This is a genomic window from Streptomyces sp. NPDC040410, assembly GCF_055595715.1.
This window is the reverse complement of record NZ_JBVIVK010000011.1, coordinates 90907-117207: the sequence shown is the minus strand read 5'-3', so window position 1 is coordinate 117207 and position 26301 is coordinate 90907. Positions and strand designations below refer to the sequence as shown.

General features: G+C 71.3%; 27 protein-coding genes and 1 pseudogene. 14 read left to right on the top strand and 14 right to left on the bottom strand.

Annotation, left to right across the window (positions count from 1 at the left end):
• Positions 1 to 69: 69 nt before the first annotated feature.
• Both ACZ562_RS22275 and ACZ562_RS22270 read left to right on the top strand, forming a co-directional pair.
• A complete protein-coding gene (locus ACZ562_RS22275) occupies positions 70 to 1197 on the top strand; it encodes an LLM class flavin-dependent oxidoreductase (protein WP_471181811.1) in 1128 nt (375 codons plus the stop codon).
• A gap of 209 nt (positions 1198 to 1406) precedes the next feature.
• Positions 1407 to 1625: a hypothetical protein gene (locus tag ACZ562_RS22270; protein ID WP_471181808.1), complete on the top strand. Its 219-nt coding sequence runs from the start codon at positions 1407 to 1409 to the stop codon at positions 1623 to 1625.
• Between the two features lie 60 nt (positions 1626 to 1685).
• Here ACZ562_RS22270 and exaC read toward each other — a convergent pair whose 3' ends face one another.
• The 6 genes from exaC to xylB form a co-directional block, all read right to left on the bottom strand.
• Positions 1686 to 3209 carry an acetaldehyde dehydrogenase ExaC gene (gene exaC / locus ACZ562_RS22265; protein WP_471181805.1) on the bottom strand — a complete coding sequence of 508 codons (1524 nt, stop codon included), beginning with the start codon at positions 3207 to 3209 and terminating at the stop codon, positions 1686 to 1688.
• 123 nt (positions 3210 to 3332) lie between these two features.
• Positions 3333 to 4610, bottom strand: coding sequence for a winged helix-turn-helix domain-containing protein (locus ACZ562_RS22260; RefSeq protein WP_471181802.1), 1278 nt, complete (start codon positions 4608 to 4610; stop codon positions 3333 to 3335).
• A gap of 70 nt (positions 4611 to 4680) precedes the next feature.
• A complete protein-coding gene (locus ACZ562_RS22255; protein ID WP_471181799.1) occupies positions 4681 to 5274 on the bottom strand; it encodes an N-acetylmuramoyl-L-alanine amidase in 594 nt (197 codons plus the stop codon).
• Between the two features lie 97 nt (positions 5275 to 5371).
• A complete protein-coding gene (locus ACZ562_RS22250) occupies positions 5372 to 5542 on the bottom strand; it encodes a hypothetical protein (protein WP_471181796.1) in 171 nt (56 codons plus the stop codon).
• Positions 5543 to 5740: 198 nt separating this feature from the next.
• Positions 5741 to 6949 (bottom strand): ROK family protein, encoded by a 1209-nt coding sequence (locus tag ACZ562_RS22245; RefSeq protein WP_471181793.1) that lies wholly within the window; start codon positions 6947 to 6949, stop codon positions 5741 to 5743.
• 27 nt (positions 6950 to 6976) lie between these two features.
• The gene (gene xylB, locus ACZ562_RS22240; protein WP_471181791.1) at positions 6977 to 8422 is read right to left on the bottom strand and encodes a xylulokinase; all 1446 of its coding nucleotides are present in this window, start codon (positions 8420 to 8422) and stop codon (positions 6977 to 6979) included.
• A 178-nt stretch (positions 8423 to 8600) separates the two neighbouring features.
• On the opposite strand from xylB, the gene xylA reads away from it, so the two are divergent.
• The gene (gene xylA, locus ACZ562_RS22235; RefSeq protein WP_471181788.1) at positions 8601 to 9767 is read left to right on the top strand and encodes a xylose isomerase; all 1167 of its coding nucleotides are present in this window, start codon (positions 8601 to 8603) and stop codon (positions 9765 to 9767) included.
• A gap of 180 nt (positions 9768 to 9947) precedes the next feature.
• Complete coding sequence (locus ACZ562_RS22230) at positions 9948 to 10358, top strand: hypothetical protein (RefSeq protein WP_471181786.1); 411 nt, start codon at positions 9948 to 9950, stop codon at positions 10356 to 10358.
• Positions 10359 to 10371: 13 nt separating this feature from the next.
• On the opposite strand, the pseudogene ACZ562_RS22225 reads toward ACZ562_RS22230, so the two are convergent.
• A pseudogene (locus tag ACZ562_RS22225) lies at positions 10372 to 10556 on the bottom strand (esterase-like activity of phytase family protein); the annotation flags it as partial.
• Positions 10557 to 10681: 125 nt separating this feature from the next.
• Here ACZ562_RS22225 and ACZ562_RS22220 point away from each other — a divergent pair.
• The gene (locus tag ACZ562_RS22220; RefSeq protein ID WP_187827720.1) at positions 10682 to 10864 is read left to right on the top strand and encodes a hypothetical protein; all 183 of its coding nucleotides are present in this window, start codon (positions 10682 to 10684) and stop codon (positions 10862 to 10864) included.
• Between the two features lie 4 nt (positions 10865 to 10868).
• On the opposite strand, the gene ACZ562_RS22215 is transcribed toward ACZ562_RS22220, so the two are convergent.
• The 3 genes from ACZ562_RS22215 to ACZ562_RS22205 all read right to left on the bottom strand — a co-directional run bounded on the left by ACZ562_RS22215 (position 10869) and on the right by ACZ562_RS22205 (position 13725).
• Entirely contained in the window at positions 10869 to 12266 is a 1398-nt protein-coding gene (locus tag ACZ562_RS22215) for a tannase/feruloyl esterase family alpha/beta hydrolase (protein ID WP_471181783.1), read from the bottom strand.
• 186 nt (positions 12267 to 12452) lie between these two features.
• Positions 12453 to 13292: a hypothetical protein gene (locus ACZ562_RS22210; RefSeq protein WP_471181781.1), complete on the bottom strand. Its 840-nt coding sequence runs from the start codon at positions 13290 to 13292 to the stop codon at positions 12453 to 12455.
• A 136-nt stretch (positions 13293 to 13428) separates the two neighbouring features.
• Complete coding sequence (locus ACZ562_RS22205; RefSeq protein WP_471181778.1) at positions 13429 to 13725, bottom strand: hypothetical protein; 297 nt, start codon at positions 13723 to 13725, stop codon at positions 13429 to 13431.
• Positions 13726 to 13824: 99 nt separating this feature from the next.
• Between ACZ562_RS22205 and ACZ562_RS22200 the strand changes: the two genes are divergently transcribed.
• Together ACZ562_RS22200 and ACZ562_RS22195 are read left to right on the top strand one after the other, a co-directional pair.
• Positions 13825 to 14721: an oxygenase MpaB family protein gene (locus ACZ562_RS22200; RefSeq protein ID WP_471181776.1), complete on the top strand. Its 897-nt coding sequence runs from the start codon at positions 13825 to 13827 to the stop codon at positions 14719 to 14721.
• A 178-nt stretch (positions 14722 to 14899) separates the two neighbouring features.
• Positions 14900 to 15070, top strand: coding sequence for a hypothetical protein (locus ACZ562_RS22195; RefSeq protein ID WP_471181773.1), 171 nt, complete (start codon positions 14900 to 14902; stop codon positions 15068 to 15070).
• 4 nt (positions 15071 to 15074) lie between these two features.
• On the opposite strand, the gene ACZ562_RS22190 is transcribed toward ACZ562_RS22195, so the two are convergent.
• Positions 15075 to 15674: a class I SAM-dependent methyltransferase gene (locus tag ACZ562_RS22190; RefSeq protein WP_471181770.1), complete on the bottom strand. Its 600-nt coding sequence runs from the start codon at positions 15672 to 15674 to the stop codon at positions 15075 to 15077.
• A 152-nt stretch (positions 15675 to 15826) separates the two neighbouring features.
• Between ACZ562_RS22190 and ACZ562_RS22185 the strand changes: the two genes are divergently transcribed.
• The 5 genes from ACZ562_RS22185 to ACZ562_RS22165 all read left to right on the top strand — a co-directional run bounded on the left by ACZ562_RS22185 (position 15827) and on the right by ACZ562_RS22165 (position 20788).
• Entirely contained in the window at positions 15827 to 16627 is an 801-nt protein-coding gene (locus tag ACZ562_RS22185) for an MHYT domain-containing protein (protein ID WP_471181767.1), read from the top strand.
• A gap of 45 nt (positions 16628 to 16672) precedes the next feature.
• Positions 16673 to 19195: a sensor histidine kinase gene (locus ACZ562_RS22180; protein WP_471181764.1), complete on the top strand. Its 2523-nt coding sequence runs from the start codon at positions 16673 to 16675 to the stop codon at positions 19193 to 19195.
• A complete protein-coding gene (locus ACZ562_RS22175; protein WP_471181762.1) occupies positions 19192 to 19629 on the top strand; it encodes a roadblock/LC7 domain-containing protein in 438 nt (145 codons plus the stop codon). The genes ACZ562_RS22180 and ACZ562_RS22175 overlap by 4 nt, the downstream gene beginning before the upstream one ends.
• A 22-nt stretch (positions 19630 to 19651) precedes the next feature.
• Positions 19652 to 20065, top strand: a complete 414-nt coding sequence (locus tag ACZ562_RS22170) for a DUF742 domain-containing protein (protein ID WP_471181760.1) — start codon at positions 19652 to 19654, stop codon at positions 20063 to 20065.
• A gap of 117 nt (positions 20066 to 20182) precedes the next feature.
• Positions 20183 to 20788: a GTP-binding protein gene (locus ACZ562_RS22165; RefSeq protein WP_471181757.1), complete on the top strand. Its 606-nt coding sequence runs from the start codon at positions 20183 to 20185 to the stop codon at positions 20786 to 20788.
• A 15-nt stretch (positions 20789 to 20803) separates the two neighbouring features.
• Here ACZ562_RS22165 and ACZ562_RS22160 read toward each other — a convergent pair whose 3' ends face one another.
• Positions 20804 to 21232, bottom strand: coding sequence for a PPOX class F420-dependent oxidoreductase (locus tag ACZ562_RS22160; protein WP_471181755.1), 429 nt, complete (start codon positions 21230 to 21232; stop codon positions 20804 to 20806).
• A gap of 93 nt (positions 21233 to 21325) precedes the next feature.
• Here ACZ562_RS22160 and ACZ562_RS22155 point away from each other — a divergent pair, with 93 nt between their 5' ends.
• A complete protein-coding gene (locus ACZ562_RS22155) occupies positions 21326 to 21739 on the top strand; it encodes a roadblock/LC7 domain-containing protein (RefSeq protein ID WP_471181752.1) in 414 nt (137 codons plus the stop codon).
• 127 nt (positions 21740 to 21866) lie between these two features.
• Positions 21867 to 22751 carry a DUF6397 family protein gene (locus ACZ562_RS22150; protein ID WP_471181749.1) on the top strand — a complete coding sequence of 295 codons (885 nt, stop codon included), beginning with the start codon at positions 21867 to 21869 and terminating at the stop codon, positions 22749 to 22751.
• A gap of 47 nt (positions 22752 to 22798) precedes the next feature.
• On the opposite strand, the gene ACZ562_RS22145 is transcribed toward ACZ562_RS22150, so the two are convergent.
• Together ACZ562_RS22145 and ACZ562_RS22140 are read right to left on the bottom strand one after the other, a co-directional pair.
• Positions 22799 to 23665: an acyl-CoA thioesterase gene (locus tag ACZ562_RS22145; RefSeq protein WP_471181746.1), complete on the bottom strand. Its 867-nt coding sequence runs from the start codon at positions 23663 to 23665 to the stop codon at positions 22799 to 22801.
• Between the two features lie 19 nt (positions 23666 to 23684).
• A complete protein-coding gene (locus ACZ562_RS22140; RefSeq protein WP_471181743.1) occupies positions 23685 to 26198 on the bottom strand; it encodes a DEAD/DEAH box helicase in 2514 nt (837 codons plus the stop codon).
• Between the last annotated feature and the right edge of the window lie 103 nt (positions 26199 to 26301).

Below are 26301 nucleotides of genomic sequence, written 5' to 3'. Positions count from 1 at the left end.
AGTCCGAGTCCGAGCCCGAGTCCGCGTGCGCACCCGCGCCCACCGACCGCTGAGGAGCAACACCAGAGCATGTCCGGCATCCCTCTCGGAGTCCTCGACCTCGTCCCGATCTCGTCCGGCTCAACCGCCGCAGAGGCGCTGCGCAACACCATCGACCTCGCCCAGCAGACCGAGCGGTTCGGCTACACCCGCTACTGGTTCGCCGAGCACCACCTCAACCCAGGCGTGGCCGGCACCTCTCCAGCCGTCGTACTGGCCCTGACCGCCTCCGCCACCTCCACGATCAGGATCGGATCCGGGGCCGTACAGCTCGGTCACCGCACCGCCCTGTCCACAGTCGAGGAGTTCGGGCTGATCGACGCCCTGCATCCCGGGCGACTCGACCTGGGCCTCGGCCGCTCGGGCGGACGTCCCCCCGGACGGACGGCAGGGCCCCGGCCGACCACGACCCCCGTCGTCGACGGGCACGCCCCCAACGGGCTGAAGATCCCGCCACGGTTCTCCCCCGAGCACCTGATCGGCTCTCCCCGATTCCTGCTCCAGCAGCAGCTCCTGCACCAACCCGGCGCCGTCCCCCAGGACTACGGCGAGCAGGTCGACGGCCTACTCGCGCTGCTGCGCGGCGACTACCGCTCCGCGGACGGGATCGAAGCGCACGCCATCCCCGGCGAGGGTGCCGAGGTGCAGGTATGGATCCTCGGCAGCAGCGGCGGGCAGAGTGCCGACGTCGCGGGCCGCAACGGCCTGCGCTTCGCGGCCAATTACCACGTCAGCCCGGCCACCGTACTGGAGGCAGCCGAGAGCTACCGCGCCGCGTTCCAGCCGTCCGGCCCCCTCGACAAGCCCTACGTCAGCGTCTCCGCCGACGTCGTCGTCGCCGAGGACGACGAGACCGCCCGCGAACTGGCCACCGGCTACGGCCCGTGGGTCCGCAGCATCCGCACCGCCGAGGGCGCCATCCCCTTCCCGACCCCGGAGCAGGCCCGCACCCACGTCTGGACCGAAGCCGACCGCGCACTGGTCGCAGACCGCGTCGACACCCAGTTCGTCGGCTCTCCGCAGCGCGTCGCCGACCAGCTCGAACAACTGCAGGAGGCCACCGCTGCCGACGAACTGATCATCACCACCATCACGCACGACCACCCCGACCGGGTGCGCTCCTACCAACTCCTCGCAGAGGAGTGGCAACGCCGATGAGCCGGTCGGGGCCCGGCTTCTGATGCCGTGTGGCAGCCACGTCCGTGTGCCTGCCCCGGCCTTCCCGGGCCAGGACGCCGATTTTCGCCGGCCCGGCCGCTCACACTCGGCAGCCGAGTCGGTGATCAGGCACGCCGACCGGGGCCGCAAGCCAGGGCCCGCCGGCGAAGCGTCCCTACGACCTGCGCCACGCCGGCATCTCGTTCTGGTTGGCCTCCGGAGTCGACCCTGCCGAGTGCGCGCGCCGAGCCGGACAAAGCATCCAGGTCCTCTTCCGCTACCACGCCAAGTTCCTGGCCGAAGCGCGCAACCATGCGGACCGGCTGATCGAGGAGTCCATGCAGCGGTGGGAGGCGCCGATGGGCGACGCGGAGGGCGACTCAGCGGGACCAAGCGGTGCGCTGCGGACGGCGACTCAGGGGACCTAGCCGTGCGCTGCGGAGCGCGCCTGACGGGTATCTTGCCTCGTCAGGCGCCCTTTCCCATGTCTAGAAGAAGCCCAGCTTCTTCGGCGAGTACGACACCAGGAGGTTCTTCGTCTGCTGGTAGTGCTCCAACATCATCTTGTGCGTCTCCCGGCCGATCCCGGACTGCTTGTAGCCGCCGAACGCCGCGTGCGCCGGGTAGGCGTGGTAGCAGTTCGTCCACACGCGGCCCGCCTGGATCGTGCGGCCCGCGCGGTACGCGGTGTTGATGTCCCGCGTCCACACACCCGCCCCGAGGCCGTAGAGGGTGTCGTTGGCCATCTTCATGGCGTCGTCGAAGCCGTCGAACGACGTCACGGAGACCACCGGTCCGAAGATCTCCTCCTGGAAGATCCGCATGCGGTTGTCGCCCTCGAAGATGGTCGGCTGAACGTAGTAGCCACCCTTCAACTCGCCGTCGTATTCGACGCGTTCGCCGCCCGTGAGAACCCGGGCACCCTCCTGTCGGCCGATGTCCAGGTAGGAGAGGATCTTCTCCAGCTGGTCGTTGGAGGCCTGGGCGCCGATCATCGTGTCGGTGTCGAGGGGATGGCCCGGCCTGATCAGCTCGGTGCGGGCGACGGCCGCCTCGAGGAACTCGGCGTAGTGGCCGCGCTGGACCAGCGCCCGCGACGGACAGGTGCACACCTCGCCCTGGTTGAGGGCGAACATGGTGAAGCCCTCGAGCGCCTTGTCACGGAAGTCGTCGTCCTTCGCCCACACGTCGTCGAAGAAGATGTTCGGTGACTTGCCGCCGAGCTCCAGGGTGACGGGCTTGATGTTCTCCGAGGCGTACTGCATGATCAGCCGCCCCGTCGTGGTCTCGCCGGTGAAGGCGACCTTCGCCACCCGCGGACTGGACGCGAGCGGCTTGCCGGCCTCCACGCCGAAGCCGTTGACGATGTTCACCACGCCGGGCGGGAGCAGGTCCGCGATCAGGCCCATCCAGTAGTGGATGGAGGCCGGAGTCTGCTCGGCGGGCTTGATGACGACCGCGTTGCCCGCGGCGAGCGCGGGCGCGAGCTTCCAGGTCGCCATGAGAAGGGGGAAGTTCCACGGGATGATCTGCGCGACCACGCCGAGCGGCTCGTGGAAGTGGTACGCCACCGTGTCGTCGTCGACCTCGCCGAGCGAACCCTCCTGGGCGCGGATCACCCCCGCGAAGTAGCGGAAGTGGTCGATGGCGAGCGGGATGTCGGCCGCCAGCGTCTCGCGCACCGGCTTGCCGTTCTCCCAGCTCTCGGCGACCGCCAGGGGTTCGAGGTGCGCCTCCATGCGGTCGGCGATCCTGAGCAGGATGTCGGAACGCTCGGTCACCGACGTGCGGCCCCACGCCGGGGCGGCGGCGTGCGCGGCGTCGAGGGCCCGCTCCACGTCCTCCGCCGTGCCCCGCGCGACCTCGGTGAACGGCTGCCCGGTCACCGGAGAGGGGTTCTCGAAGTACTGCCCGCGGGCCGGCGGCACGTACTCCCCGCCGATGAAGTGGTCGTAGCGCGCCTGGTAGGAGACGATCGCACCCTCGGTGCCGGGCGCCGCGTAACGGGTCATGCTGATGGGCCTCCTTCAGAAGCTCTGCCCGCCGTTGGGCAGCTCTCGGCGCGAGGCTAGGGAACGGGAGGTTGCAGGTACGTTGCGGGCCGAAGGGGCAGAGGGCAACGGGCCGGGCGTCGGTCAGCGGTCAGAGGAACGCGGCCAAGCCGCCGGTGCCGCCAGTTCCGCCTCCAGTGCGGCGAGGCGGGACCGTACCGCGGCTGTCGGCCGCACCGCGGCGAGCGCCCGCCAAACGTCGAGGTCGTCCTCACCCCACACGGCGTGCGCCCAGTCCGCCAGCAGGTCGGGATCCCGGCGGGCGATCAGCGCCATACGCAGCCCGTCGGCCAGACGCCGTCTGAGCCGTACCACCGCCGGGGCCCGGGATGCGGGCAGCAGAGGGCCCGGGTACGCCGTGGCCGCCGCCGTCACCGCACCGGTCTCCAGCCGCCTCTCGACCACATCGACATCGGTCTCGACCGGCGCCGTGAGCCGGTAGGGCCGCGAGGCCAGCAGACCGGGGGTGAGGATCCGGCGCAGCCGGGCCAGTTCGGCCCGCAGCGTCACCGGCGTCACCGACTCGTCCTCGTACAGCGCGCACAGCAGCTCGTCGCCGGTCAGACCCTCCCGGTGGCGGGTCAGCAGCACCAGGATCTCGCTGTGCCGGCGGCTGAGCCTGATGGAGCGGCCGCCGACGCGGAAGAGGGCCTCGTCGCGGCCCAGCGCGGTCAGCTCGGGCGCGTCGGCCGCGTGCCTCTCGGGTGCGAGCAGCGCGAGCTGGGACTCGGCGGCCCGTGCCACGGCCTGTACGAAACCCAGGCTGTGCGGATGCGCGAGCCCGTCCCCGCCGGTGAGGTCCACGGCACCGAGCACCCGACCGGTACGCGGATCGTGCACGGGGGCCGCCGTACACGTCCAAGGCTGTACCCGGCGTATGAAGTGCTCGGCCGCGAAGACCTGCACCGGCCGGTCGACGGCGACGGCCGTGCCCGGCGCGTTCGTCCCCACCGCGGTCTCGGCCCACCGCGCACCCGGTACGAAGTTCATCCGCCCCGCCCGCAGGCGGGTCGTCGGGTGGCCTTCGACCCACAGCAGCCTGGCGTGCGCGTCGCACACCGCGAGGAGGTGCGCTCCGTCGGCCGCGAATGTGCCCATGAGTTCGCGGAACAGCGGCATCACCCGCGCCAACGGGTGCTCGGCACGGTACGCGCCGAGGTCACCGTCGGCGAGTTCCACGCTCGCGGTGCCGTCGGGGCCGACGCCGGCCCGTGCGGAACGCCGCCACGAGTCGGCCACCACGGAACGGACCGGCCGCGGAACGGTGCCCACCTCGGTGAACGTCTCGTGCGCGCGGCGCAGTACCCGTACCCGTTCGGCGGGGTCGGCTCCCGGCTCGAGGGCCACCCATGGATCGGTCAACGCGACCTCCCGGAAGGCGATGCTGCTCGGGACATCGTCACTCCGGGTGTGGGCGTGGACAACCTTTCGGTCACACGAAGTTGACCAGCCTCACGTAGCGGACCCAGTCCCAGTCGGGTCCGGGGTCGGTGTGATCCGTCCCCGGTACTTCGTAGTGCCCGATGATGTGGGCCCGGTCCCTCGGGATGCCGTACTTCGTGCAGACAGCCGCCGTGAGCCTCGCCGACTGTTCGTACAGAGCGTCGGTGAAGCAGTCGGGCCGGTCCACCCACCCCTCGTGCTCGATGCCGATGCTGCGTGTGTTGTAGTCCCAGTTCCCGGCGTGCCAGGCGACGGCGGCCTCGGGGACGCACTGCGCCACGTGCCCGTCGGCCGAGCGGACGACATAGTGCGCGGACACCTTCTTGTCCGGGTTGCGGAAGATGGACAGCGTGCCGGCGTACGTCTCCTGGGTCACGTGGATGATCACGCGATCGACGGGGCGGGAGACGGGGCGGTCGGACGCCGTGTAGTTCGACGTACTCGCCGCCTGCCACTCGGCCGCCGGATAGTCGACGGTCCGGGCCCCGGCCCGTGCGTCGGGGAGCAAGGAGTACGGGACGGCGGCGAGCGCGGCGCCTTTCAGAAGCCGTCGCCTGTTGAGGTGCGGTCGTGCGCGTTCCATGAACGATTGCCTCTCGAAACGGTGGGGGGAGCCTGCTCGGCGAGGAGACAGCGCCGTTGAGCAAGGGGCCGCCCTGCAGAGCGGGGGGTGAGCTTGCTCAGCGCTCTGGGGCGGCCGCGGTTCCACTCAGCGGCGCGTGCAGCCCGCGGTGCGTCTCGCGCGCGGGGAGCCGCTCTTTGCGGAGCCTGGCCACGCAGGTGTAGTCGGAGTCGCACACGGTGGCCAACGGCGGTTCGGCGTTCTGGGTTGCGAACCGATAGGCGTCCATCTCGCTGAACCGCCCACCCTGGGCTGGACACTGCGGGCGCGCCTGGCGTGAATCACGGTACGGAGCCTGCGGGTTGGGCAGACGTGCGACGCGTGCTTCCGTGGATGGCCACGGGATTGTGGAAAACTCGCCCACCCGATCGAGGGAGCGGGAGAGCCGTTCGGGAGACGGAGGCACTCCGGTCTGCGGGCCTCTGCGTCAGGCCCGTTCGGCCACCGCGGCCGGATCGTCCAGCACGCCCCGTACCACCGAGTGCGCCGCACCCAGCAGAGGACCCTCGGGCCCCAGCCGCGACACGGTCACCGGACAGGCCGGACCCGCGGTGCGCCGGGCCAACTCGGCCTGCAGGGACGGCAGCAGCCAGGGCGAGAGCCCGGACAGCGCACCGCCGAGCACGACGCCTTCGGGGTCCAGCAGGTTGACCGCCCCGGTCAGTGCGATGCCGAGCGCTTCTCCCGCGTCGTGCAGCGCCCGTCGCACGTCCTCGTCGCCGTCCGCGGCACGCCCCGCGAGCAGTCCGACACGGTCCTCGCCCGGCCCCAGACCGGCCGCGCGCAGCACCGCCTCCTCACCGGCGTACTGCTCCAGACACCCACGTCCGCCGCAAGGGCACTCGGGCCCGTCCGGACGGACCGGTACGTGCCCCAGCTCACCCGCGAACCCACGCGTTCCGCGCAGCAACCCCCCGGCCACGACGACCGCCGCACCGATGCCGATCTCCGCCGACACGTGCAGGAAGTCGCGCGGCGTGCCCTCCCCGAGCCAGAGTTCGGCCAGGGCACCGAAGTTGGCCTCGTTGTCCACGGTCAGCGGGAAGCCGACAGGGAGCAGACCGCCCAGATCGGTGTCGCGCCAGTCGAGGTTCGGGGCGCGTACGACCGTCCGGGCGTCGCGTGCCACCAGGCCGGGCACCGCCACGGCGAGCCCGGCGGGCCACAGGCCCTGGCCCCCCGCCTCGGCGACGACCCGGCGCACCAGCCCGGTCAGCTCCTCGATCACCGGTTCGGGGGAACGGCCGCGGTTCGCTCCGTGGCGCACCGCCCTGGCCCGCACCTCACCGCGCAGGTCGACCGCGCAGACCGAGAGGTGATCGACGCCGATCTCGGCGCCGATGCCGGCCGGACCGTGCCTGCTGACCGCGAGCGCCGACCCGGGCCTGCCCACCCGGCCGGGCCGCTCGGGTCCCAGCTCCTCGAGCAGACCCGAGCGGATGAGTTCGTCCACCAGGGTCGACACGGCCGCACGTGTCAGACCTATGCGGGAGGCGACGGCGGCACGGGAGAGCGCCCCTTCGGCTCTGACGGTGTGCATCACCCGGGCGAGGTTGCGGCGGCGCATGCCCTGCTGGGTGTCGGGCAGCGCGCGGCCCGGACCGGCCGGGTGTGCCTCGTGCAGCGGTGCCGTCATGCCAGGTCAGTCCTCGGTAGGTGTCCGTCAGCGCGTGTCCGTCCCGCGCTCAAGCAGCGGGGCCGCGTCGGAGAGTACCCCGGCGATCCTTGCCAGCGTCGCCTCGTCGCGCTCCACCGCGTCGAGCACCGGTCCGTCGGCCGTTTTCCAGCGCCTGGCGACCGCGGCCGGATCCTCGCCGGTCAGAAGGCCCGTCGCCTGCGCCGCCGCACCGAGCGCGACCAGTTCCTTGGCCTCGGGAACCTGTACGGGGCGCCCGGACAGCCGCCGTACGGTCTGCTGCCAGGCCGTGCCCCGTGCACCGCCGCCGATCAGAAGCAGCGGGGCCGACGGGTCCGCGTCCTCGTCGAGGACCAGGTCGAGCGCGCCCAGCAGGGAGTGGACGGCGCCGTCGTAGGCGGCCTGAAGGAGCTGGCCGCCTGTCGTGTCGTGGCGCAGCCCGTACAGCAGTCCGGAGGCACTGGGCAGAGCGGGGGTGCGCTCGCCGTCCAGGTAGGGCAGGAGGGTGACCCCTGCGGTGGGCTCCACGGCCTCGCGGCCGAGACCCAGCAGGGCCGCGACGTGGTCGACGGCGAGTGTGCAGTTCAGGGTGCAGGCCAGCGGCAGCCAGTCCCCGCGGGCGTCGGCGAAGCCCGCCACGGTGCCGCTCGGGTCGGTGGGGCGCCGTTTCGCGACGGCGTACACCGTGCCTGACGTGCCGAGGCTGAGCACCGGGGTGCCGGGGCGCAGGCCGAGCCCCAGCGCGGCGGCGGCGTTGTCGCCGGTGCCGGCGGCGACCAGGGTGCCCTTGGAGAACGGCAGGTCGTGGCTGTCGCGCACGGTGCCGGCCACCTCGCCGGGCCGGACCACGCGGGGCAGCAGCGCGGGATCGAGGGCCACGCGCGCGAGGATGTCGTCGTCGTACGACTCGGTCGCCGACGCCCACCAGCCGGTGCCCGAGGAGTCGCCGCGGTCGGTCGTGCCCTGTCCCGTCAGGCGCTCGGTGAGGTAGTCGTGGGGGAGGCGTACGGCCTTGGTGGCCCGGATCGCCTCCGGCTCGTTCTCGGCCAGCCAGGCCCACTTCGTGACCGTGAAGGACGGGCCCGGCACGCTTCCGGTGCGCTCCGCCCAGGCCTTCGGGCCGCCCAGCTCCTCGACCAGGCGGCGGGCCTGTGGTGCCGAGCGCACGTCGTTCCACAGCAGGGCCGGACGTACCGGCTCGCCCCGGGCGTCCAGGGTGACGAGGCCGTGCTGCTGGCCGCCGATCGACACCGCCGCGGCCTCGTGTGCCGCGTCGCCGCACTGGCGCAGCGCCTCGCACAGGGCGTCCCACCACTGGCGCGGGTCGCTCTCCCGGCCGGCCCCGGACGAGACGGTGTGCGGCGCGTGGCCGCTCGCGACGACCTGTCCGGTGGACGCGTCGACGACCAGCGCCTTGGTGGACTGGGTGGACGTGTCCACGCCGACCACGAGCGGACCCTCGGCTGCTGACATCGGGCTCTCCCTTTTCCGCGGCTCGCGGGATCTGACCTGGTGTTTTCCGGTGTGCCCAGGCAGCGGCGACCAGAACGTCACCCCTTCGAGGACATCTTGTCTCTTTCCAGAGACGCGACCGCATACTAATTTGTAAACGGCCATGACGAAATAGTCGGAGCAAGCAAGGAGCCGCGGCATGAACTACCAGCCCACCCCCGAGGACAGGTTCACCTTCGGCCTGTGGACCGTCGGCTGGCGTGGAAGGGACCCGTTCGGCGACGCCACCCGCCGCGCCCTCGACCCGGTCGAGACGGTGCAGCGTCTGGCCGAGCTCGGCGCCTACGGCGTGACCTTCCACGACGACGATCTGATCCCCTCCGGATCCACGGACACCGAGCGCGAGGGGCACATCAAGCGCTTCCGCGAGGCTCTCGACGCGACCGGCATGACCGTGCCGATGGCCACCACCAACCTCTTCACGCATCCCGTCTTCAAGGACGGCGCGTTCACCGCCAACGACCGCGACGTGCGCCGCTACGCCCTGCGCAAGACGATCCGCAACATCGACCTGGCGGTCGAGCTCGGCGCGAAGATCTACGTCGCCTGGGGCGGCCGCGAGGGTGCGGAGTCCGGCGCCGCCAAGGACGTGCGCGTGGCCCTTGACCGCATGAAGGAAGCCTTCGACCTCCTCGGCGAGTACGTGACCGAGCAGGGCTACGACCTGCGCTTCGCGATCGAGCCCAAGCCGAACGAGCCGCGCGGGGACATCCTGCTGCCCACCGTCGGCCACGCGCTGGCGTTCATCGGGCGCCTGGAGCGTCCGGAGCTGTACGGCGTCAACCCGGAGGTCGGCCACGAGCAGATGGCCGGGCTCAACTTCCCGCACGGCATCGCACAGGCCCTGTGGGCCGGAAAGCTCTTCCACATCGACCTCAACGGCCAGTCCGGCATCAAGTACGACCAGGACCTGCGCTTCGGCGCGGGGGACCTGCGGGCGGCCTTCTGGCTGGTCGATCTTCTGGAAAACGCCGGTTACGCGGGCCCGAAGCACTTCGACTTCAAGCCGCCACGGACCGAGGACCTCGACGGCGTGTGGGCTTCGGCGAGGGGCTGCATGCGCAACTACCTGATCCTCAAGGAGCGTGCGGCCGCCTTCCGCGCCGACCCGGAGGTACAGGCAGCCCTGCGCGCCTCGCGTCTGGACGAGCTGGCGCAGCCGACGGCGGCGGACGGCCTGAAGGCGCTGCTCGCGGACCGTGCGGCCTTCGAGGAGTTCGACGTCGAGGCGGCCGCCGCGCGTGGGATGGCCTTCGAGCGCCTCGACCAGCTGGCGATGGACCACCTGCTTGGTGCGCGCGGCTGAGCGCACGTGCGCGTGCGTGCCGCCGGCCAGTCTGCGAGGCGAGGGAACGACGGCCCGTGGCCCGCAGATCGAACAGTCTCCGCGCGGAAAGCTCCGTAATCATGCGATCCATGGCATGAGTCCGTATCAACTTCCGTGCGTGGGTCGCGACATGCGCGCTCCGAGGCCACGCTTGACAGCATGGCCATCCCGCCCGTACCGCCTCAGCCGCCCGGGCCACCGGGGGACACGCCGCCTCCGGGCGGCGACTTCGGACCGCCTCCGCCCTCGTACGAGGGCTGGGCGCCGGGCCCGCCGGGTCACTGCCCGGACAGGCGCCGGAACCCGCTCTTCGTCCTGCTCGCGGCGATCGTGGCCGCGACGGCTGTCGTCGCCGTGGTGCTGATGGCCTCCGGGAGAGGCGACTCGCCGGACGAGAAGTCGCCTGCGGAGAGCGGCGCGAGCACAAGCAGCTCGACCCGCCCCTCCCTGGGCATCCCGACGGAGCTGCCCACCAGCGTGCCGTCACAGTTCCCCAGCGAACTGCCCGGCGACCTGCCGAGTGATCTCGAATCGCTGATCCCGTCCCTGGCGGACGACGTGCTGCCGTAGGGCGGCCACGGGATCAGATGCCGCGCGGCAGCCGCACGTAGGTCACCGTCGTCTCCACGCCGCTGTCGGCCAGCCGCCCCCGCGCGTCGAACGCGCCCGCGCCGTCGTCATGCCGAAGTCGTTGTCGTTGATGAGGGCCAGCGTGTCGTGGTCCACGCGCGCGACGCCCTCGATCTTCCCGGGCACGCCGTCGACCGTGCAGCACCCCAGGACGTCTCCGGGGCGAATCAGGGATGTCTCAGGGTCGCGGTGAGGAACCACGGGAGACGCGGGCCCGTTTCTCTGGACAGAGAGCGGCAGTGGCCGCGAAGGAGGCGACGCAGATGTCGAAGAACGCCAAGATCGCCGCAGGGGGTGTGGCGGCCGGGCTCATCCTGCTGATCTGGCTGCCCTGGTGGGCCGCGCTCCTGATAATCCTGGGAGTCCCGGCGGCCGCGTACCTCACGCTCGACCCCTCACAGCGGCGCAGGCTGCGCCGCGTCACGCGCAAGGAGCTCGGCCGCTGACGCGCTAGCGCGCCGACGCGGCTCGGTCGGCCAGCCGGCACGAGCCGACCACGTCGCCGCTCGCGGGCCTGCCGACCACATGGTCCGCGGGCGGCCGGACGCCGTGCTCCACCCACGCGACAAGGGAGTCGAACGCCGACCGGTAGCAGGGCAGGATCGGCCGCAGCCGGTCCGGAAAGGTGTCGTACAGACCATCGACGTGCGTGCCGCCCTGGATCGTGTAGTAGCGGTGCAGCCGACCGCGTCCGCCCGAGTCGACCATGCGTGTGTAGACATCCGAGTCGGCGGCCTTCGGCAGCAGTGCGTCCAGGTCGCCGTGAAGCGTGATCAGCGGCCTGCCGATGCGTCCGGTCAGCGCCACCCGCGCCACCGCGCGCCGCACGGAGGCGGGGCGCGACGCGTAGTCGTACACCGCGTCGGCGGCGCACGGCGCCAGAATCTGCTCGGGAGTGCTACCGGCGGACGTGCCCGGGCAGTCGGTGTCGTACGACGGATCGAATTCGGCGCGGTAGATCTTCTGCGTGACGCCCCAGTAGGCCTTCTCGTGGTACGGCCACAGAAACTCCGACCCTTGCGCGAACCCCACCGCGTACAGGTCGTCGTCCCGTCCGGAGCCGAGTCCCCGCGCCACGGCCGCGGGCAGGGAGGTCAGCAGGTTCGGGCCCTCGGCGGTCCACAGTGCGCCTTCCCAGTCCACGCCGCCGTCGTACAGCTCCGGGTGGTTCTCGAGCTGCCAGCGGGTGAGGTAGCCACCGTTGGAGATGCCGGTCATGTACGTGCGGCGCGGGGTGCGCCCGTAGCGCTGGGCAACCGCCCGCTTGGCCGCCCGGGTGAGCTGAGTGGCGCGCGCGTTCCACTCGGCCACCGCGTCGCCGGGCCGGGCACCGTCGCGGTAGAAGTCGGCCCCGTTGTTGCCCTTGTCGGTCGCGGCGTACGCGTAGCCGGCCGCCAGCGCCTGGTCGGAGATCGCCGTGTCCGTCGCGTACTGCCTGCGAGTGCCCGGTGCGCCCGTGACGACCAGACCGCCGTTCCAGCGGTCCGGCAGCCGGATCACGAACTGCGCGTCGTGCCGCCAGCCGTGCGTCGCGTTGAAGTGCGAGGAGTCCGGGAAATACCCGTCGATCTGCACGCCGGGCACTCCGGACGGCGTGCGCGTGGCTTTGGCCGTCAGCCCCGCCTGGTCGGCCATGTCGGTGTACGGGGTGCCGGCGAGCCCGGTCGTGGTCAGGTCAGGCAGGCAGGCGCTCTGCTGGAAGGCCGCGCCCGGCACGTGTACCCGCTCCTGGTGCGCGCAGTGACGGGAGCTGTCGTCGACGACCGTGGCATCGGCAGAGGCGGGCCAGACGAGAGTTCCTGCCGCCAGTAGCGCGGCCATGAGCGGAACACGGTGGAACAGACGCATGACGGCCTCCAGGGCGCGAGAGGGGGCACCGCAGCCGACAGGGGAGCGGTGCCGAAACCGCCCCATCGTCAGGTCCGGGCATCCGCCTCATCCATGGGTTGGAACCACATGGGATGACACCGCCGCATGGGGGCTGAAGACAGGGCGCGAGATGAAGCCCCGCACCAAAACCCTGCGTCAGACAGGTCAACTCGGACGTACGGCCATCTTGTCGAGCGCCTCCAGCAGACCTGGCAGTTCGGGCCCTCGGCCCACCGGCAGGACCTCTCCGGGCTCGTCGTCGAGGAGGACGAACGCGATGTCGTCGGTCCTGGCCACGAGCGACCAGCCGGGGCCGTCCGCGCGCAGGGTCCGCGCGTCACCCGACGCGAAGGAGGACCGGACACGGCCGAGCGGTGGCGGGGTGTCCACGTAGGCGCGTGCCTCCGCGAGGACCCGCCGGACGGGACTGATGCCCTTCTTGTCCTGTTCGGCCCTGTCCGCGCCTTGTGCGGCCCCGGCGAGCCCGTCGCCCGGGCTCAGGAAATCGGCATCGCTGAGCTGCTCCCGCCACGTGACCCACTGGCGCGCGATCTCGTCGGCTCCCATACGCCGCTGGGCCGGGCCCCACGTGGTGGTGTCCGGCGGCGACAGCGGGACACGGTCCGCGACCTCGGGGCCGGGATCGTGCGGGGCGGGCACCCCGGGGGCCGCGACGGCGACATCCAGGGGCCATCCGGGCAGGGCTGCGACGACCGTGCGCTCGTCCGGCGACAGCTCGTACTCCATGCCGCAGTCCCAGGAGGCGATGGCGACGGCGACCAGCGAGACGTCGTCGATGGCGACCGTCCACCTGGCGCCCTCGCCGTCCTGGCCGAGCACCAGGCCGTACCCGTCGGCCAGCGGCGCGAGACCCAGCGCCGCACAGGCCTCCGGATAGTCGTCGCCCAGCACACTCGGGAACTTCGCCGGCGTCAGCAGTACCGCCGTGAGCACATAGAGCGCGTCGTCCGCGGCGGCGACGGCTTCCTCGTCCGTCCCGGCCATCCCAGCCTCCCCATCATTGGTCCAACGGCGCGCACCCTAGTGCGCCGGGAAGGTGCTTGTCACGACTGCGAAGCACACCCGGAGCTGCAGTTTTCTGACTCGATGGGGCGAAAACGGCCACCTGCCGCGCGCCGCCTCAGGCCGTCGGCAGTCCGAGCAGCGCCCGCGCCACGGTACGCGGTGACTCGTCACGCTCCCGCGCGGGGGCGATGACGGCCCCCCACGCCGGCTCGCTCACTCCGGAGGACAGCGCTTCCGGCGACACCCGTCCGGCCGCCTCGTCGATCTGCTCCCGGTCGTCCTCCGCACAGGCCGAGACGTATGCCGCGGCGGCATCGAACAGATTGTGCGCACGTGCGTTCCGGGTGGTGTCCGCCTCGGCGCGCAATGAGTCGAGGAACCTGGGGCAGGACTTGCGGACCCTGCCGAACATGCTGACCGCCTTCCCCCTGCGTGGTTGCCTGGCTCGTCGTCCATCTCCTGCCGCTCAACGTAGAGTTGGAGCTTCGGCGGCAGAAGGGGGGGCGGCGCGGTGAAGCGCTTCGAGCGACTCCGGCAGATCCGGCGGATGGACCCGGAGAAAGAGGCCTGGGAGATCTACCGGCTCACTTCGGCGTACGAGTTCCCCTGGGACTTCACCCGAGCCCTCGAACTGGCCCTCTACCGCACCTACGCCGTGCCGGGCATCGGCCGGCTGCTCGCCGAGACGGCCGAGCTCACGGACCGGACGCAGAAACGCTACGACGACACCTCGCTGCTCCTCGACGCCGTCGTCGAACACGGCTTCGACAGCGAACAGGGCCGCACGGCGATTCGCCGCATCAATCAGATGCACCGCGGCTACGACATCGGCAACGACGACATGCGGTACGTGCTGTGCACGTTCGTCGTGATGCCCAAGCGCTGGATCGACGCGTACGGATGGCGCCGGCTGTCGCGCCACGAGATCGTCGCCTCCGCGGTCCACTACCGCACTCTGGGGCGGCACATGGGCATCAAGGACATCCCCGGCTCCTACGAGGAGTTCGAGGCCTGCCTCGACGCCTACGAAGAGGCCCATTTCGGATGGGACGAACAGGCGCGTCGGGTCTCGGACGCGACGCTCTCCCTGATGGCCTCGTGGTACCCGAGGCCGCTCGCGCCGCTCCTGCGCACCTCGACGCTCGCTCTGCTCGACGAGCCACTCCTTGGGGCCTTCCGCTACGCACCTCCGGGCCCCGTCACTCGCACCCTCGTCCGCCGAGCCGTATGGCTGCGCGGACGGGCCGTCCGTCTGATGCCGCCGCGCCGCGCACCGCACCACGCCCGGCAGAACTGGGAGATCAAGGGCTACCCGAACGGCTACCGGCTGGACGAGCTGGGCACGCGCCCGGTCCCCGGCGTGCGGGGCTGCCCGGTACGGCACCTGGACGAATCACCCGCCGAGTGAGCCGGGTGTTCCCGCGGCCGGGGCAGCGCCCATGGAGGTGCTCGGCCTGGGACGTGGCGCGGGCGACGGTCAGCACAGCCGGCGCAGTCTGTTCGTGAACTGCCCGGACGTCGGCCCTGGTCACGGCCGGACTGACGGGCGCCGAGCTGATCGCGCACAGCCCGGAGCTGCCGCCATCGTGCTCGCCCACGGGCGGCCCGGCCTCGTCTCCCGACCGGTCCTCACGGAGGCCGGCCTTGACGCCTTCCCACCGCACACCGCGGGGAGCGGCTGGATCACCTCCTACGAGGAGGGCACCCTCGCCGACGGCGCCCACGCGCGCGTGGCGGCGGTCCCGGGGCGCGGCTGAGGGGTCAGGTCTCGCGGACCGCCAGTGCCAGGAACCGGTTGTCCTCGTCGACGTACGACGTCATGCGCCAGCCGGAACCGGCCAGCAGGGGACGGAGGTTGGGCTCGGCACGCAGATCGTCCGGCGTGATCTGCCGGCCCTGACGGGCCGCGAGCGCCGCCCTGCCGATCGGGTGGAACAGGGCCAGCACGCCGCCGGGCCGCACCACCCGTGCCAACTCCCGCAGATTCTCGACCGGGCGGGGCAGATGGGAGACGAGGCCCGCCCCGAACACGGCGTCGAGTGACGCCGGGCGCAGCGGCAGCGCGGTGACGTCGGCGAGCAGCAGCTGTCCGTCCCGGTCCCGCCCGGCCCGTACGGCGGCCTCCAGCATGGCCGGGGTCAGATCGGCCCCGACAACCACTCCCGATGGCCCCACGGCCGCCCGCAGCGGCGGCAGGGCGCGTCCCGTGCCGCAGCCCGCGTCGAGTACGCGATCGCCCTCGCGCAGCCCGAGACCGGCCACCGCGGCAGCGTAGGCGGGGCCGTCGTCGGGGAACCGGCTGTCCCAGTCGGCGGCGCGGGCGGTGAAGAACTCCTGGACATGTGTGTGGTCGTCGCTCATGTTCCGGATGATCCCTCACTGACGGGCATGACGTCGTGGTGCACACGTTCGAGCAGGGTGCGATCGTTCAGGAACATCTCTGCGTCATATTCCAGCACCTTTCGAAATGCGCCCCCTGCCTGCGCCCGTGCCCCGGCTAGCGTCCCGGGGTCATGGGACACCTGGACCACGCCGCCTTCGGCTGGCTGACCCCCCTGCTGTCGTACGTGATGGCCTGCATAGGCGCCGCCCTGGGGTTGCGCTGCACCGTCCGCGCGCTCGGGGCCACCGGCCGCTCGCGCCGGAACTGGCTCGTCACGGCGGCCTCCGCGATCGGCACCGGCATCTGGACCATGCACTTCGTGGCCATGCTCGGCTTCGGCGTCAGCGGCACCGACATCCGCTACGACGTGCCGCTCACCATCGTGAGCCTCCTCGTCGCCGTGACCGTCGTCTGCGCCGGTGTCTTCGCCGTCGGCTACGGCAAGGACCGCGCCCGTGCGCTCTTCCTCGGCGGACTCACCACCGGGCTGGGCGTCGCGAGCATGCACTATCTGGGCATGGCGGCGGTCCGACTGCACGGCGACGTCAGCTATCACCCGGTACTCGTCGCGCTCTCCGTCCTGATCGCCGTCGTCGCGGCGACCGCGGCGCTGTGGGCGGCCCTCAACATCAAGTCACCCATTGCCGTCACCATCGCCTCTCTGATCATGGGAGCGGCGGTGAGCAGCATGCACTACACCGCGATGTTCGCGGTGAGAGTGGACGTCACACCCTCCGGCACGGCCCTGCCCGGGGTCACGGCGATGCAGTTCATCTTCCCCCTCGCCGTCGGCCTCGGGTCTTATCTGTTCCTGACGTCGGCGTTCGTCGCGCTGTCGCCGACGACGGGGGAGCGCGAGGCGTCCGCCTCGGCCCAGAGGCCCGTCGAGGCCGAGAGTGTCGCCCGCCAGCGGCTGGGCCGGGCGCAGTGACCGCCCGGACGGCACGCACCCGAACCACTCCCGAGCGAGGAGGCCATGCGTACACCGCGTAGGACGCCCACGGCCGGCGCCGAGACGCCGCCCCCACCCCCGGTGCGCGGCCGCCGCGCACACGCCGGACCGCCCGCCCACGAAGTGGCGGAAGACGGCGCGGGCGCGGCCGCGGACGACATATCTGCGCGCGGGGGGCACTGGCGGATACGCCCGCGTACCGTTCGAGCCAAGATCGTCTGCCTGCTGATGGTGCCCGTCGTCTCACTGCTTGCCCTGTGGGCGTACGCCACCGTCAGCACTGCCCAGGACGTCGCCAGGCTGCGCCAGCTGCAGCGGGTGGACTCCGAGATCCGGTCGCCCGTCGCGGACGCCGTCGCCGCGCTCCAGGCCGAGCGCGAGGCCGCGGTGCGCCATGCCACCGAACCGTCCGCCGGCCAGAGCGGCGACCTGAGGAAACTCGCGCAGGACACGGACCGGGCCGTGGCGAAGCTGCGGCTCGGCGACGGCAACACCGTCGCCGACGGCGAGGAACTGCCCGCCGGAGTCGCCGAGCGCCTCGAAGCCTTCGTCACCGGCGCCGAACAACTGCGTCCCCTGCGGACCGCCGTGCTGGACCGGCGCGTGGCATGGGACGAGACGTACGGCCGCTACACCAGGACGATCGCGACCGCCTTTCGGGTGGGCGGCGCCCTCACCGGCATCCAGGACGCCGACCTCGGGTCCCACGCACGCGTGCTCCTCGAGTTCTCCCGCGCGGGAGAGGCGCTCGCCCAGGAGGACGTGGTACTGGCCAGTGCGCGCCTGGCCGGCGGACTCTCCGGCGAGCGGCTGCGGCTGTTCACCGGCGCCGTCGACACACGCCGCGCCATCACCGAGTCCGCCGTCGCAGACCTCGGCGGCCCCGAACACGCCGCCTGGGAGACACTCGCCGGCGGCAGCGACTACGCCGCCGTGACCGCCGCCGAGGACAACGTGCTCGCCGGTGCGCCGGGCGCACGGGCGACCGCGGCGGCACCGGAAGGCACCTGGGACAGGGCACACGCACGCGTGCAGCACGGCATGCGGACGATCGGGAAGGACGCGGCGCACGGTGTCTCCGACCGGGCAGACCCGTTCACCCGCGGGCTGCTCACCCCGGCGGGCGCCGCGGTCCTGCTCGGCCTCGTCGCCGTCGCCGCGTCGCTCGTCATCTCCGTACGCATCGGCCGCGGCCTCGTCGTCGAGCTGGTCAGCCTGCGCAACAGCGCCCTGGAGATCGCCCGGCGCAAACTCCCCGAGGCCATGCGGAAGCTGCGAGCGGGCGAGGAGATCGACGTACAGGCCGAGGCACCTCCAGGGCCACCCGCGGAGGACGAGACCGGGCAGGTCGCCGAAGCCCTGGGCACCGTGCATCGCGCCGCGCTGCGCGCCGCCGTGGAGCGCGCCGAGCTCGCCAGCGGCATCTCCGGGGTCTTCGTCAACCTCGCCAGGCGCAGCCAGATCCTCGTCCACCGCCAGCTGACCCTCCTCGACAGCATGGAACGGCGCTCCGACGACCCGAACGAGCTGAGCGACCTCTTCCGGCTCGACCACCTCACGACCCGCATGCGGCGCCACGCGGAGAGCCTGATCATCCTCTCCGGAGCGGCTCCGGGCCGGGGCTGGCGTATGCCGGTCTCCCTGACGGACGTGGTCCGTGCGGCCGTCTCCGAAGTCGAGGACTACGCGCGCGTGGAGGTACGACAGCTGCCCGACGCGTCCGTGATCGGCGCGGCCGTCGCCGACCTCACCCACCTCCTGGCCGAGATCATCGAGAACGCGGCGCAGTTCTCGCCGCCGCACACGCGCGTGCGCGTCACCGGCGAGCCCGTCGGCAACGGCTACGCCGTCGAGGTCGAGGACCGCGGTCTGGGCATGGGCAAGGAGACGCTCGCCGAGGCCAACCGTCGCATCGAGCAGTCCGAGGCACTCGACCTGTTCGACAGCGACCGGCTCGGCCTCTTCGTGGTCAGCCGGCTCGCCGCCCGGCACGGCGTCAGGGTGCACCTGCGCACCTCGCCCTACGGGGGTACCACCGCCGTCGTCCTCCTGCCCACCGCGCTGCTGCACACCGGCGCGGCGGAACGTTCCCCCCGCGAGGCGGCGGAGACGGAACGCACCATGCAACACGAGTACGCGCGCGTGCCCCGCACCGACCGGCTCCGGGAGCCCGTTCCGGCGCAGCCCGACCGGCCCGCGCTGGTGGCTCCCGTACAGGCCGCGGCGGAGACCACGACCGACACCCCACCCCCCGGAGTCACCACCTTGCGACTGCACCGTCCCACGGACGACTCCGAAGGATCCGACGACCTTCCGCGCCGGGTACGGCAGGCGAGCCTCGCCCCCCAACTGCGCGAGCGGCGCGCCGAGGAACCGGGGGAGACGCCCACGGCACACGGCGGCGAACGGCGCACCCCCGAACTGGTACGGGACCGCATGGCGGCGTACCGCGACGGCTGGACACGCGGCGGCGGCAGGCAGCCCGGAAGCGGGGCCACTCCAGATTCCCCAGCGGGCAGCGAGAGCAGCGAAGGAGACCCAGCATGATCCAGGACCCGAGCATGAGGTCCGCCCAGCGGTCCGGCGAACTCGACTGGCTGCTGGACGATTTGGTGCTGCGCGTGAGCGAAGTACGGCACGCCGTGGTGCTGTCCAACGACGGGCTCGCGGTGGGCGCGTCGACCGACCTCAAGCGTGAGGACGCGGAACACCTGGCCGCCGTCGCCTCCGGCTTCCACAGTCTGGCCAAGGGCGCGGGCCGGCACTTCGGCGCCGGTGGTGTGCGCCAGACGATGGTGGAGATGGACGACGGCTTTCTGTTCGTGGCCGCCGCGGGCGACGGCTCCTGCCTCGCCGTTCTCACCGCCGTGACCGCCGACATCGGCCTGGTGGCCTTTGAGATGGCACGGCTGGTCAAGCGCGTCGGCGAGCACCTGTACACGGCGCCGCGCGTCGGAGCGCGGCCGCCCGCCGCCGGTTGAGGCGGGAAGGCGGTCCCCACACATGAACGAGGACATGAGCGGCGCCCCACGCGAGCCGGGCAGCCGGTGGTACGACAACGAGGCCGGACCACTCGTCCGCCCGTACGCCATGACGGGCGGACGTACCAAGCCCGGCCCCACCGGGGTGCGTTTCGACCTGATCGCACTCGTCACCCTGGACGCGGGTGCGCCCGGCGTGGACGACGACACCGCGTTCGGGCCGGAGCACCGCGCTCTCGTCGGCCTGTGCCGGACGGAGACGCAGTCGGTCGCCGAGCTCGCCGCGGGCGCCGATCTACCGGTCGGCGTGGTGCGGGTGCTCCTCGGTGACCTGCTGGAACTCGGCTGCGTCACCGTCAGCCGTCCGGTGCCGCCCGCGCAGCTGCCCGACGAACGGATCCTGCGCGAGGTGATCGAAGGACTGCGGGCGCTGTAGATGAACACGATGCTGCCTTCGCGCTCACGCACCCGAGCCCCGCGCGGACGTTCTGCCGGGACGCGGCCCACACGTACTGACGCCGACCGTGGCCGGCACTCCCGAGAGAAGTGATCGATGGTCTCCGAGCACTCCGACGCCGCCGATGGCGAGACGGCCGCCCTGGCGTTGAAGATACTGGTCGCCGGTGGATTCGGCGTGGGAAAGACCACCCTGGTGGGCGCGGTCAGTGAGATCAGGCCGCTGCGGACCGAGGAACTGCTCAGCGAAGCAGGCCAGTTGGTGGACGACACCGACGGAGTGGACCAGAAGGTCACCACGACGGTCGCCATGGACTTCGGCCGCATCACCATCCGGTCCGGCCTCTCCCTCTACCTGTTCGGCACGCCCGGACAGGACCGGTTCTGGTTCCTGTGGGACGAGTTGTCACAGGGAGCACTCGGCGCCGTGGTGCTCGCGGACACCCGCCGCCTCCAGGACTGCTTCCCCGCAGTGGACTACTTCGAGCACCGCGGCATCCCGTTCGTGGTGGCCGTCAACTGTTTCGCGGGCGCCCGGGCCTACGGCGCCCAGGACGTCTCACGCGCCCTCGACCTCGACCGGGGAACGCCAGTGGTGCTCTGCGACGCCCGCGACCGCGACTCCGGGAAGGAGGTGCTGATCCGACTGGTCGAGTACGCCGGGCGGATGCACACCGCCCGGCTGCTCGACTCGGTCGGCTGACCGGCAAGGGAGGCTTCAGTCCGCGACGCCCTTCTCCGCGAGGACCTTCTCGATCGTGACACGGACAAGGAGTTCGCCCGGCACGCCGTTGCGGGCGCCGAACGCCTCCGCGCGCTCCTCGCCCATGTAGCGCCCCCCGATGCGGGTGGCCCAGTGCCGGAGGTCTTCAAGGTCCTCCGAAATGCGGGCGTGCCCCTGGATCACCACATAGTCGAAGGGAGGCCGGTCGTCGTCCACGCACACGGCGACCCGGCCGTCCCGGGCCACATTGCGTCCCTTCACGCTCGTCTTGGACGTGTTGAACACCAACTCGTCCCCGTCCAGCAGGAACCAGATCGGCGTAACGTGGGGACTCCCGTCGGCCCTGACGGTGGACAGCTTTCCCGTTCGCGTGCCGTACGAGACGAAGGCCCGCCATTCCTCATCGGTCATCTTCTGTGCCATGGCCCCATCCTCCTTGCCCGGCGGCCGGTCCTGGGGAAGGCTGGCGGGGGGATCCTCCGGCCAGGAGGAGACGTCACACGGGGAGACGGAAACATGGCGCAGAACCACGGACTTGGCTGGCTGCTGGACGACCTGACCGAGCGTGTCGAACACGTCCGGCATGCCCTGGTCCTGTCCAACGACGGGCTGGTGGCGGGCGCGAGCACCGGGCTGCGCCGCGAGGACGCGGAGCATCTGGCCGCCGTCTCGTCCGGCCTGCACAGCCTCGCCAAAGGCTCCGGGCGCCACTTCCACGCCGGACAGGTACGGCAGACGATGGTCGAGTTCGACGACGCCGTGCTGTTCGTGACCGCGGCGGGCACCGGCAGCTGTCTGTGCGTGCTCAGTGGGGCGGAGGCCGACATCGGCCAGATCGCCTACGAGATGACCCTGCTGGTGAACCGGGTCGGCGAGCACCTCGCCGTCGACGCGCGACAGCCCGAGCGGAGCTCGGCAATAGAGCTCTGACCTGCTGATCAGTCCTTCCCCGTGGAGTTATCCACAGGCCTGCCGGGTCATCCGCCGGACCGGCTACGGTTTGTGTCACCGCGAGCGCACACAGCGTGAGCAACCGACTCCACGGGGGAGACCGAGCATGTCGGGCGACACCATCACGAAGCCGCACCGCCTCTCGTACGCGCCGAGTCGCGCTGCGCGGGAACTGGGGCTCAAGCGAGGCGAGTTCGACCTCGCCGTACACCTCGGACACATCAGGACCGTGCCCGACGAAGGAGGCGGCGGCCGCCGTGTCGCCCGCTGCGAGATCGACCGGCTGTGTTCCGCGGACCGCTTCCCCGAATCGCTGCGGGAGCGAGTGAAGGCCGTGGGCACCACGGAGGGCGCGGCCCTCATGGACGTGTCCGCCGGCCGGTTCACGCGCCTGGCACGCCTGGGACTTGTGGTGCCGGTGAACTTCTACCTCAACCGCTACCGCGCCGTCGTCTGGCTGTATCTGGCCGAAGAGCTGCGGCAGTTCGCGGACGACAGGAAGAACGCCTCGCTGCTGAACGCCCGTACGCCGGAGGGACTGCGTGATCAGCTGGAAGCGGGCCTGGACCTGCGCCCTCGCAACTGGCGTGGACGCCACCTGGGATTCCTGCTGCGCCAGGCCGGCGACCCCTGGGAGCGCGCAGGAGCCGTCGCTGCCTTCCTCGACCCCCTCCAGATCTCGGAAATCGCCACGGACCCCTGCGAGCGCGCCCATCTGAACCGCTTGTGGCCGGGTCCGCCCGCTCACGGTGCTCCGGGTTCGCCCGCCGCCCACATCGCCGAAAGGATCATGACAGCGAGCGACGCGGACGAGATCGGCTGGCTCAGGGCCGACCTGGCACAAGCCCTCGGGGACGCACGCGAGCACGGTCCGGCGCCGCGCCCGGCACCAAACCCCGACTCGCTTGCGGAGCGGCACGGTTCGCCCGGACCCGAGGAGACGGAGCCGTCACGCGGTCTGCTGGGCTGGCTGCGTCGCAGAGGCTCGTGAAGCACACCTGCCCCGACAGCCCTTCCAGAGTGGCCGGACGACACTGCCTACAGCGCCCGGAACAGCCCCTCCTGGACGACCGACACCAGCAGACGCCCTTCCAAGTCGTAGATCCGTCCGCGGGCCAGCCCTCGTCCGCCCGTCGCGACGGGCGACTCCTGGTCGTACAGGAACCACTCGTCCGCGCGGAACGGCCGGTGGAACCACATGGCGTGGTCCAGCGACGCCATGTCGAAGCCCCGTGGGCCCCACAGGGGTTCGACCGGGATACGGACCGCGTCCAGCAGGGTCATGTCGCTGGCGTAGGTCAGCGCGCAGGTGTGCACGAGCGGGTCGTCGCCCAGCGGACCGACCGCGCGCATCCACACCGCGCTGCGCGGGTCGGCGTCCTTGACCTCCTCGGTGCTCCAGCGCAGCCGGTCCACGTAGCGGATGTCGAAGGGCTGTCGGCGGGCCATCCGCTCCAACTGCTCGGGGAGGGCGCCCAGATGCTCACGGATCTCGTCGGTGACCGTCGGCAGGGACTCGGGGGCCGGGACCTTGCGGGCCGGCGGCAGCTGGTGCTCGAAGCTCCCCTGCTCAGGTTTGTGAAAGGAGGCGGTGAGATTGAAGATCGTGCGGCCCTGCTGCACGGCGGTGACCCGGCGGGTGGTGAACGACCGCCCGTCCCGTACCCGCTCGACCTGGTACACGATCGGCACGCCCGGCCGGCCCGGGCGCAGGAAGTACGCGTGCAGCGAGTGCACCGGGCGGTCGCCCTCCGTGGTGCGGCCTGCGGCGACCAGCGCCTGGCCCGCCACCTGGCCGCCGAAGACCCGCTGGAGGGACTCCTGCGGGCTCCGGCCACGGAAGATGTTCACCTCGATCTGCTCCAGGTCGAGCAGGTCGACGAGCCTCTCGGCGGGGTTCGTCATAAGTGGGATTCTCCTGTGCTCACAGCTTGCCGACGTCGGTGACGCGGACGATCGCACGGCCCTCGGCGTCGGAGGCCGCGAGGTCGACCTCCGCACTGATGCCCCAGTCATGGTCGCCGTTCGGATCGGCGAAGGTCTGGCGGACGCGCCACAAGCCGTTCTGCGGCTCCTCCTCGATCAGGAGCAGCTTGGGGCCTCGGGCGTCGGGGCCGGTGCCGAGGTCGTCGTACTCGTCCCAGTACTTGTCCATCGCCTCGCCCCAGGCATCCGCGTCCCAGCCGGACTCGGCGTCCATCTCGCCGAGCTCCTGGACCTGGTCCAGGGCGGCGAGCTCGACACGGCGGAACATGGCGTTGCGGACGAGGACACGGAAGGCACGCGCGTTGGTGGTGACCGGCTTGACCTGGTCGGCCCTTTCCTGGGCCTCCTCCGCGGTCATCTCCTCCGGGTTGGCGAGCTGCTCCCACTCGTCCAGCAGGCTGGAGTCGACCTGGCGCACCGTCTCGCCGAGCCACTCGATCAGGTCCTGCAGGTCCTCGGACTTGAGGTCGTCCGGGACGGTGTGGTCGAGGGCCTTGTAGGCGCCGGCCAGATAGCGCAGCACGATGCCCTCGGTGCGCGCCAGCTCGTAGACGGAGACCAACTCGGTGAAGGACAGCGCTCGTTCGTACATGTCACGGACGACCGACTTGGGCGACAGCGGATGGTCGCCCACCCAAGGGTGGCTCTTGCGGTAGGTGTTGTACGCGTGGAAGAGCAGCTCCTCCAGGGGTTTCGGGTACGTGACGTCCTGGAGGCGCTCCATGCGCTCCTCGTACTCGACGCCGTCCGCCTTCATCGCGGCCACGGCCTCGCCCCTCGCCTTGTTCTGCTGGGCGGCGAGGATCTGCCGGGGGTCGTCCAGCGTCGACTCGACGACGGACACCATGTCCAGGGCGTAGGACGGCGACTCGGGGTCAAGGAGTTCGAACGCGGCCAGGGCGAAGGTGGACAGCGGCTGGTTCAACGCGAAGTCCTGCTGAAGGTCGACCGTCAGCCGGACGATACGTCCCTCGGCGTCCGGTTCCTCCAGCTTCTCGACGATGCCGCCGTCCAGCAGGGAGCGGTAGATGGCGATCGCACGCCGGATGTGCCGGAGCTGCTGCTTGCGGGGCTCGTGGTTGTCCTCCAGCAGGTGCCGCATCGCCTCGAAGGCGTTGCCGGGCCGGGCGATCACCGACAGCAACATGGTGTGCGTCACCCGGAAGCGGGACGTCAGTGGCTCCGGCTCGGAGGCGATGAGCTTCTCGAAGGTGTTCTCCGTCCACCCGACGAAGCCCTCGGGCGCCTTCTTGCGGACGACCTTCCGGCGTTTCTTCGGATCCTCGCCCGCCTTGGCGAGCGCCTTCTCGTTCTCGATGACGTGCTCGGGGGCCTGGGCGACGACGAAGCCCGCCGTGTCGAAGCCGGCCCGTCCGGCACGGCCCGCGATCTGGTGGAACTCACGGGCGCGCAGGGTGCGGACGCGGTTGCCGTCGTACTTGGTCAGGGCGGTGAACAGCACCGTGCGGATGGGGACGTTGACGCCCACGCCGAGCGTGTCCGTGCCGCAGATGACCTTCAGCAGACCGGCCTGCGCGAGCTTCTCCACGAGGCGCCGGTACTTGGGCAGCATGCCCGCGTGATGCACACCGATGCCGTGCCGCACGTAACGGGAGAGATTGCGGCCGAACTTCGTGGTGAACCGGAAGTTGCCGATCAGCTCGGCGATCTGGTCCTTCTCCTGGCGCGTGCACATGTTGATACTCATCAGCGCCTGCGCCCGCTCCACGGCCTGTGCCTGCGTGAAGTGGACGATGTAGACCGGCGCCTGCTTGGTCTCCAGCAGCTCGGTCAGCGTCTCCGTGAGCGGCGTGAGCCGGTACTCGTAGGAGAGGGGGACCGGGCGGGTCGCCGAGCGGACCACCGACGTCGGGCGGCCGGTGCGCCGGGTGAGGTCCTTCTCGAACATCGAGACGTCGCCGAGCGTCGCCGACATCAGGATGAACTGCGCCTGGGGAAGCTCGAGAATCGGGATCTGCCAGGCCCAGCCGCGGTCCGCCTCCGCGTAGAAGTGGAACTCGTCCATGACGACCTGGCCGACGTCGGCGTGCTTGCCGTCGCGCAGCGCGATCGAGGCGAGCACTTCCGCCGTGCAGCAGATGACGGGCGCATCGGCGTTGACGGACGCGTCGCCGGTCAGCATGCCGACGTTCTCGGTGCCGAAGAGCTTGCACAGCTCGAAGAACTTCTCGGAGACGAGCGCCTTGATCGGAGCCGTGTAGAAGGTGACCTCGTCACGGGCCAGCGCGGCGAAGTGGGCGCCCGCCGCGATCATGCTCTTGCCGGAGCCGGTGGGTGTCGACACGATCACGTTCGCACCGGAGACCACCTCGATCAGCGCCTCCTCCTGGTGCGGGTAGAGGGTGAGACCGCGCTCCTGCGCCCACGACTCGAAGGCTTCGTAGAGGGCGTCGGGGTCGGCGGTCGGCGGCAGCTGATCGATGAGGGTCACGCACCCATCTTGCCTGCCCTGCTGCCTGACAAGGGAATCGGATGCCCGACCGAAGATCGCGAACGCTACGCTGTGTCGCCGGCGGAGCGTCAACGCACCCGGT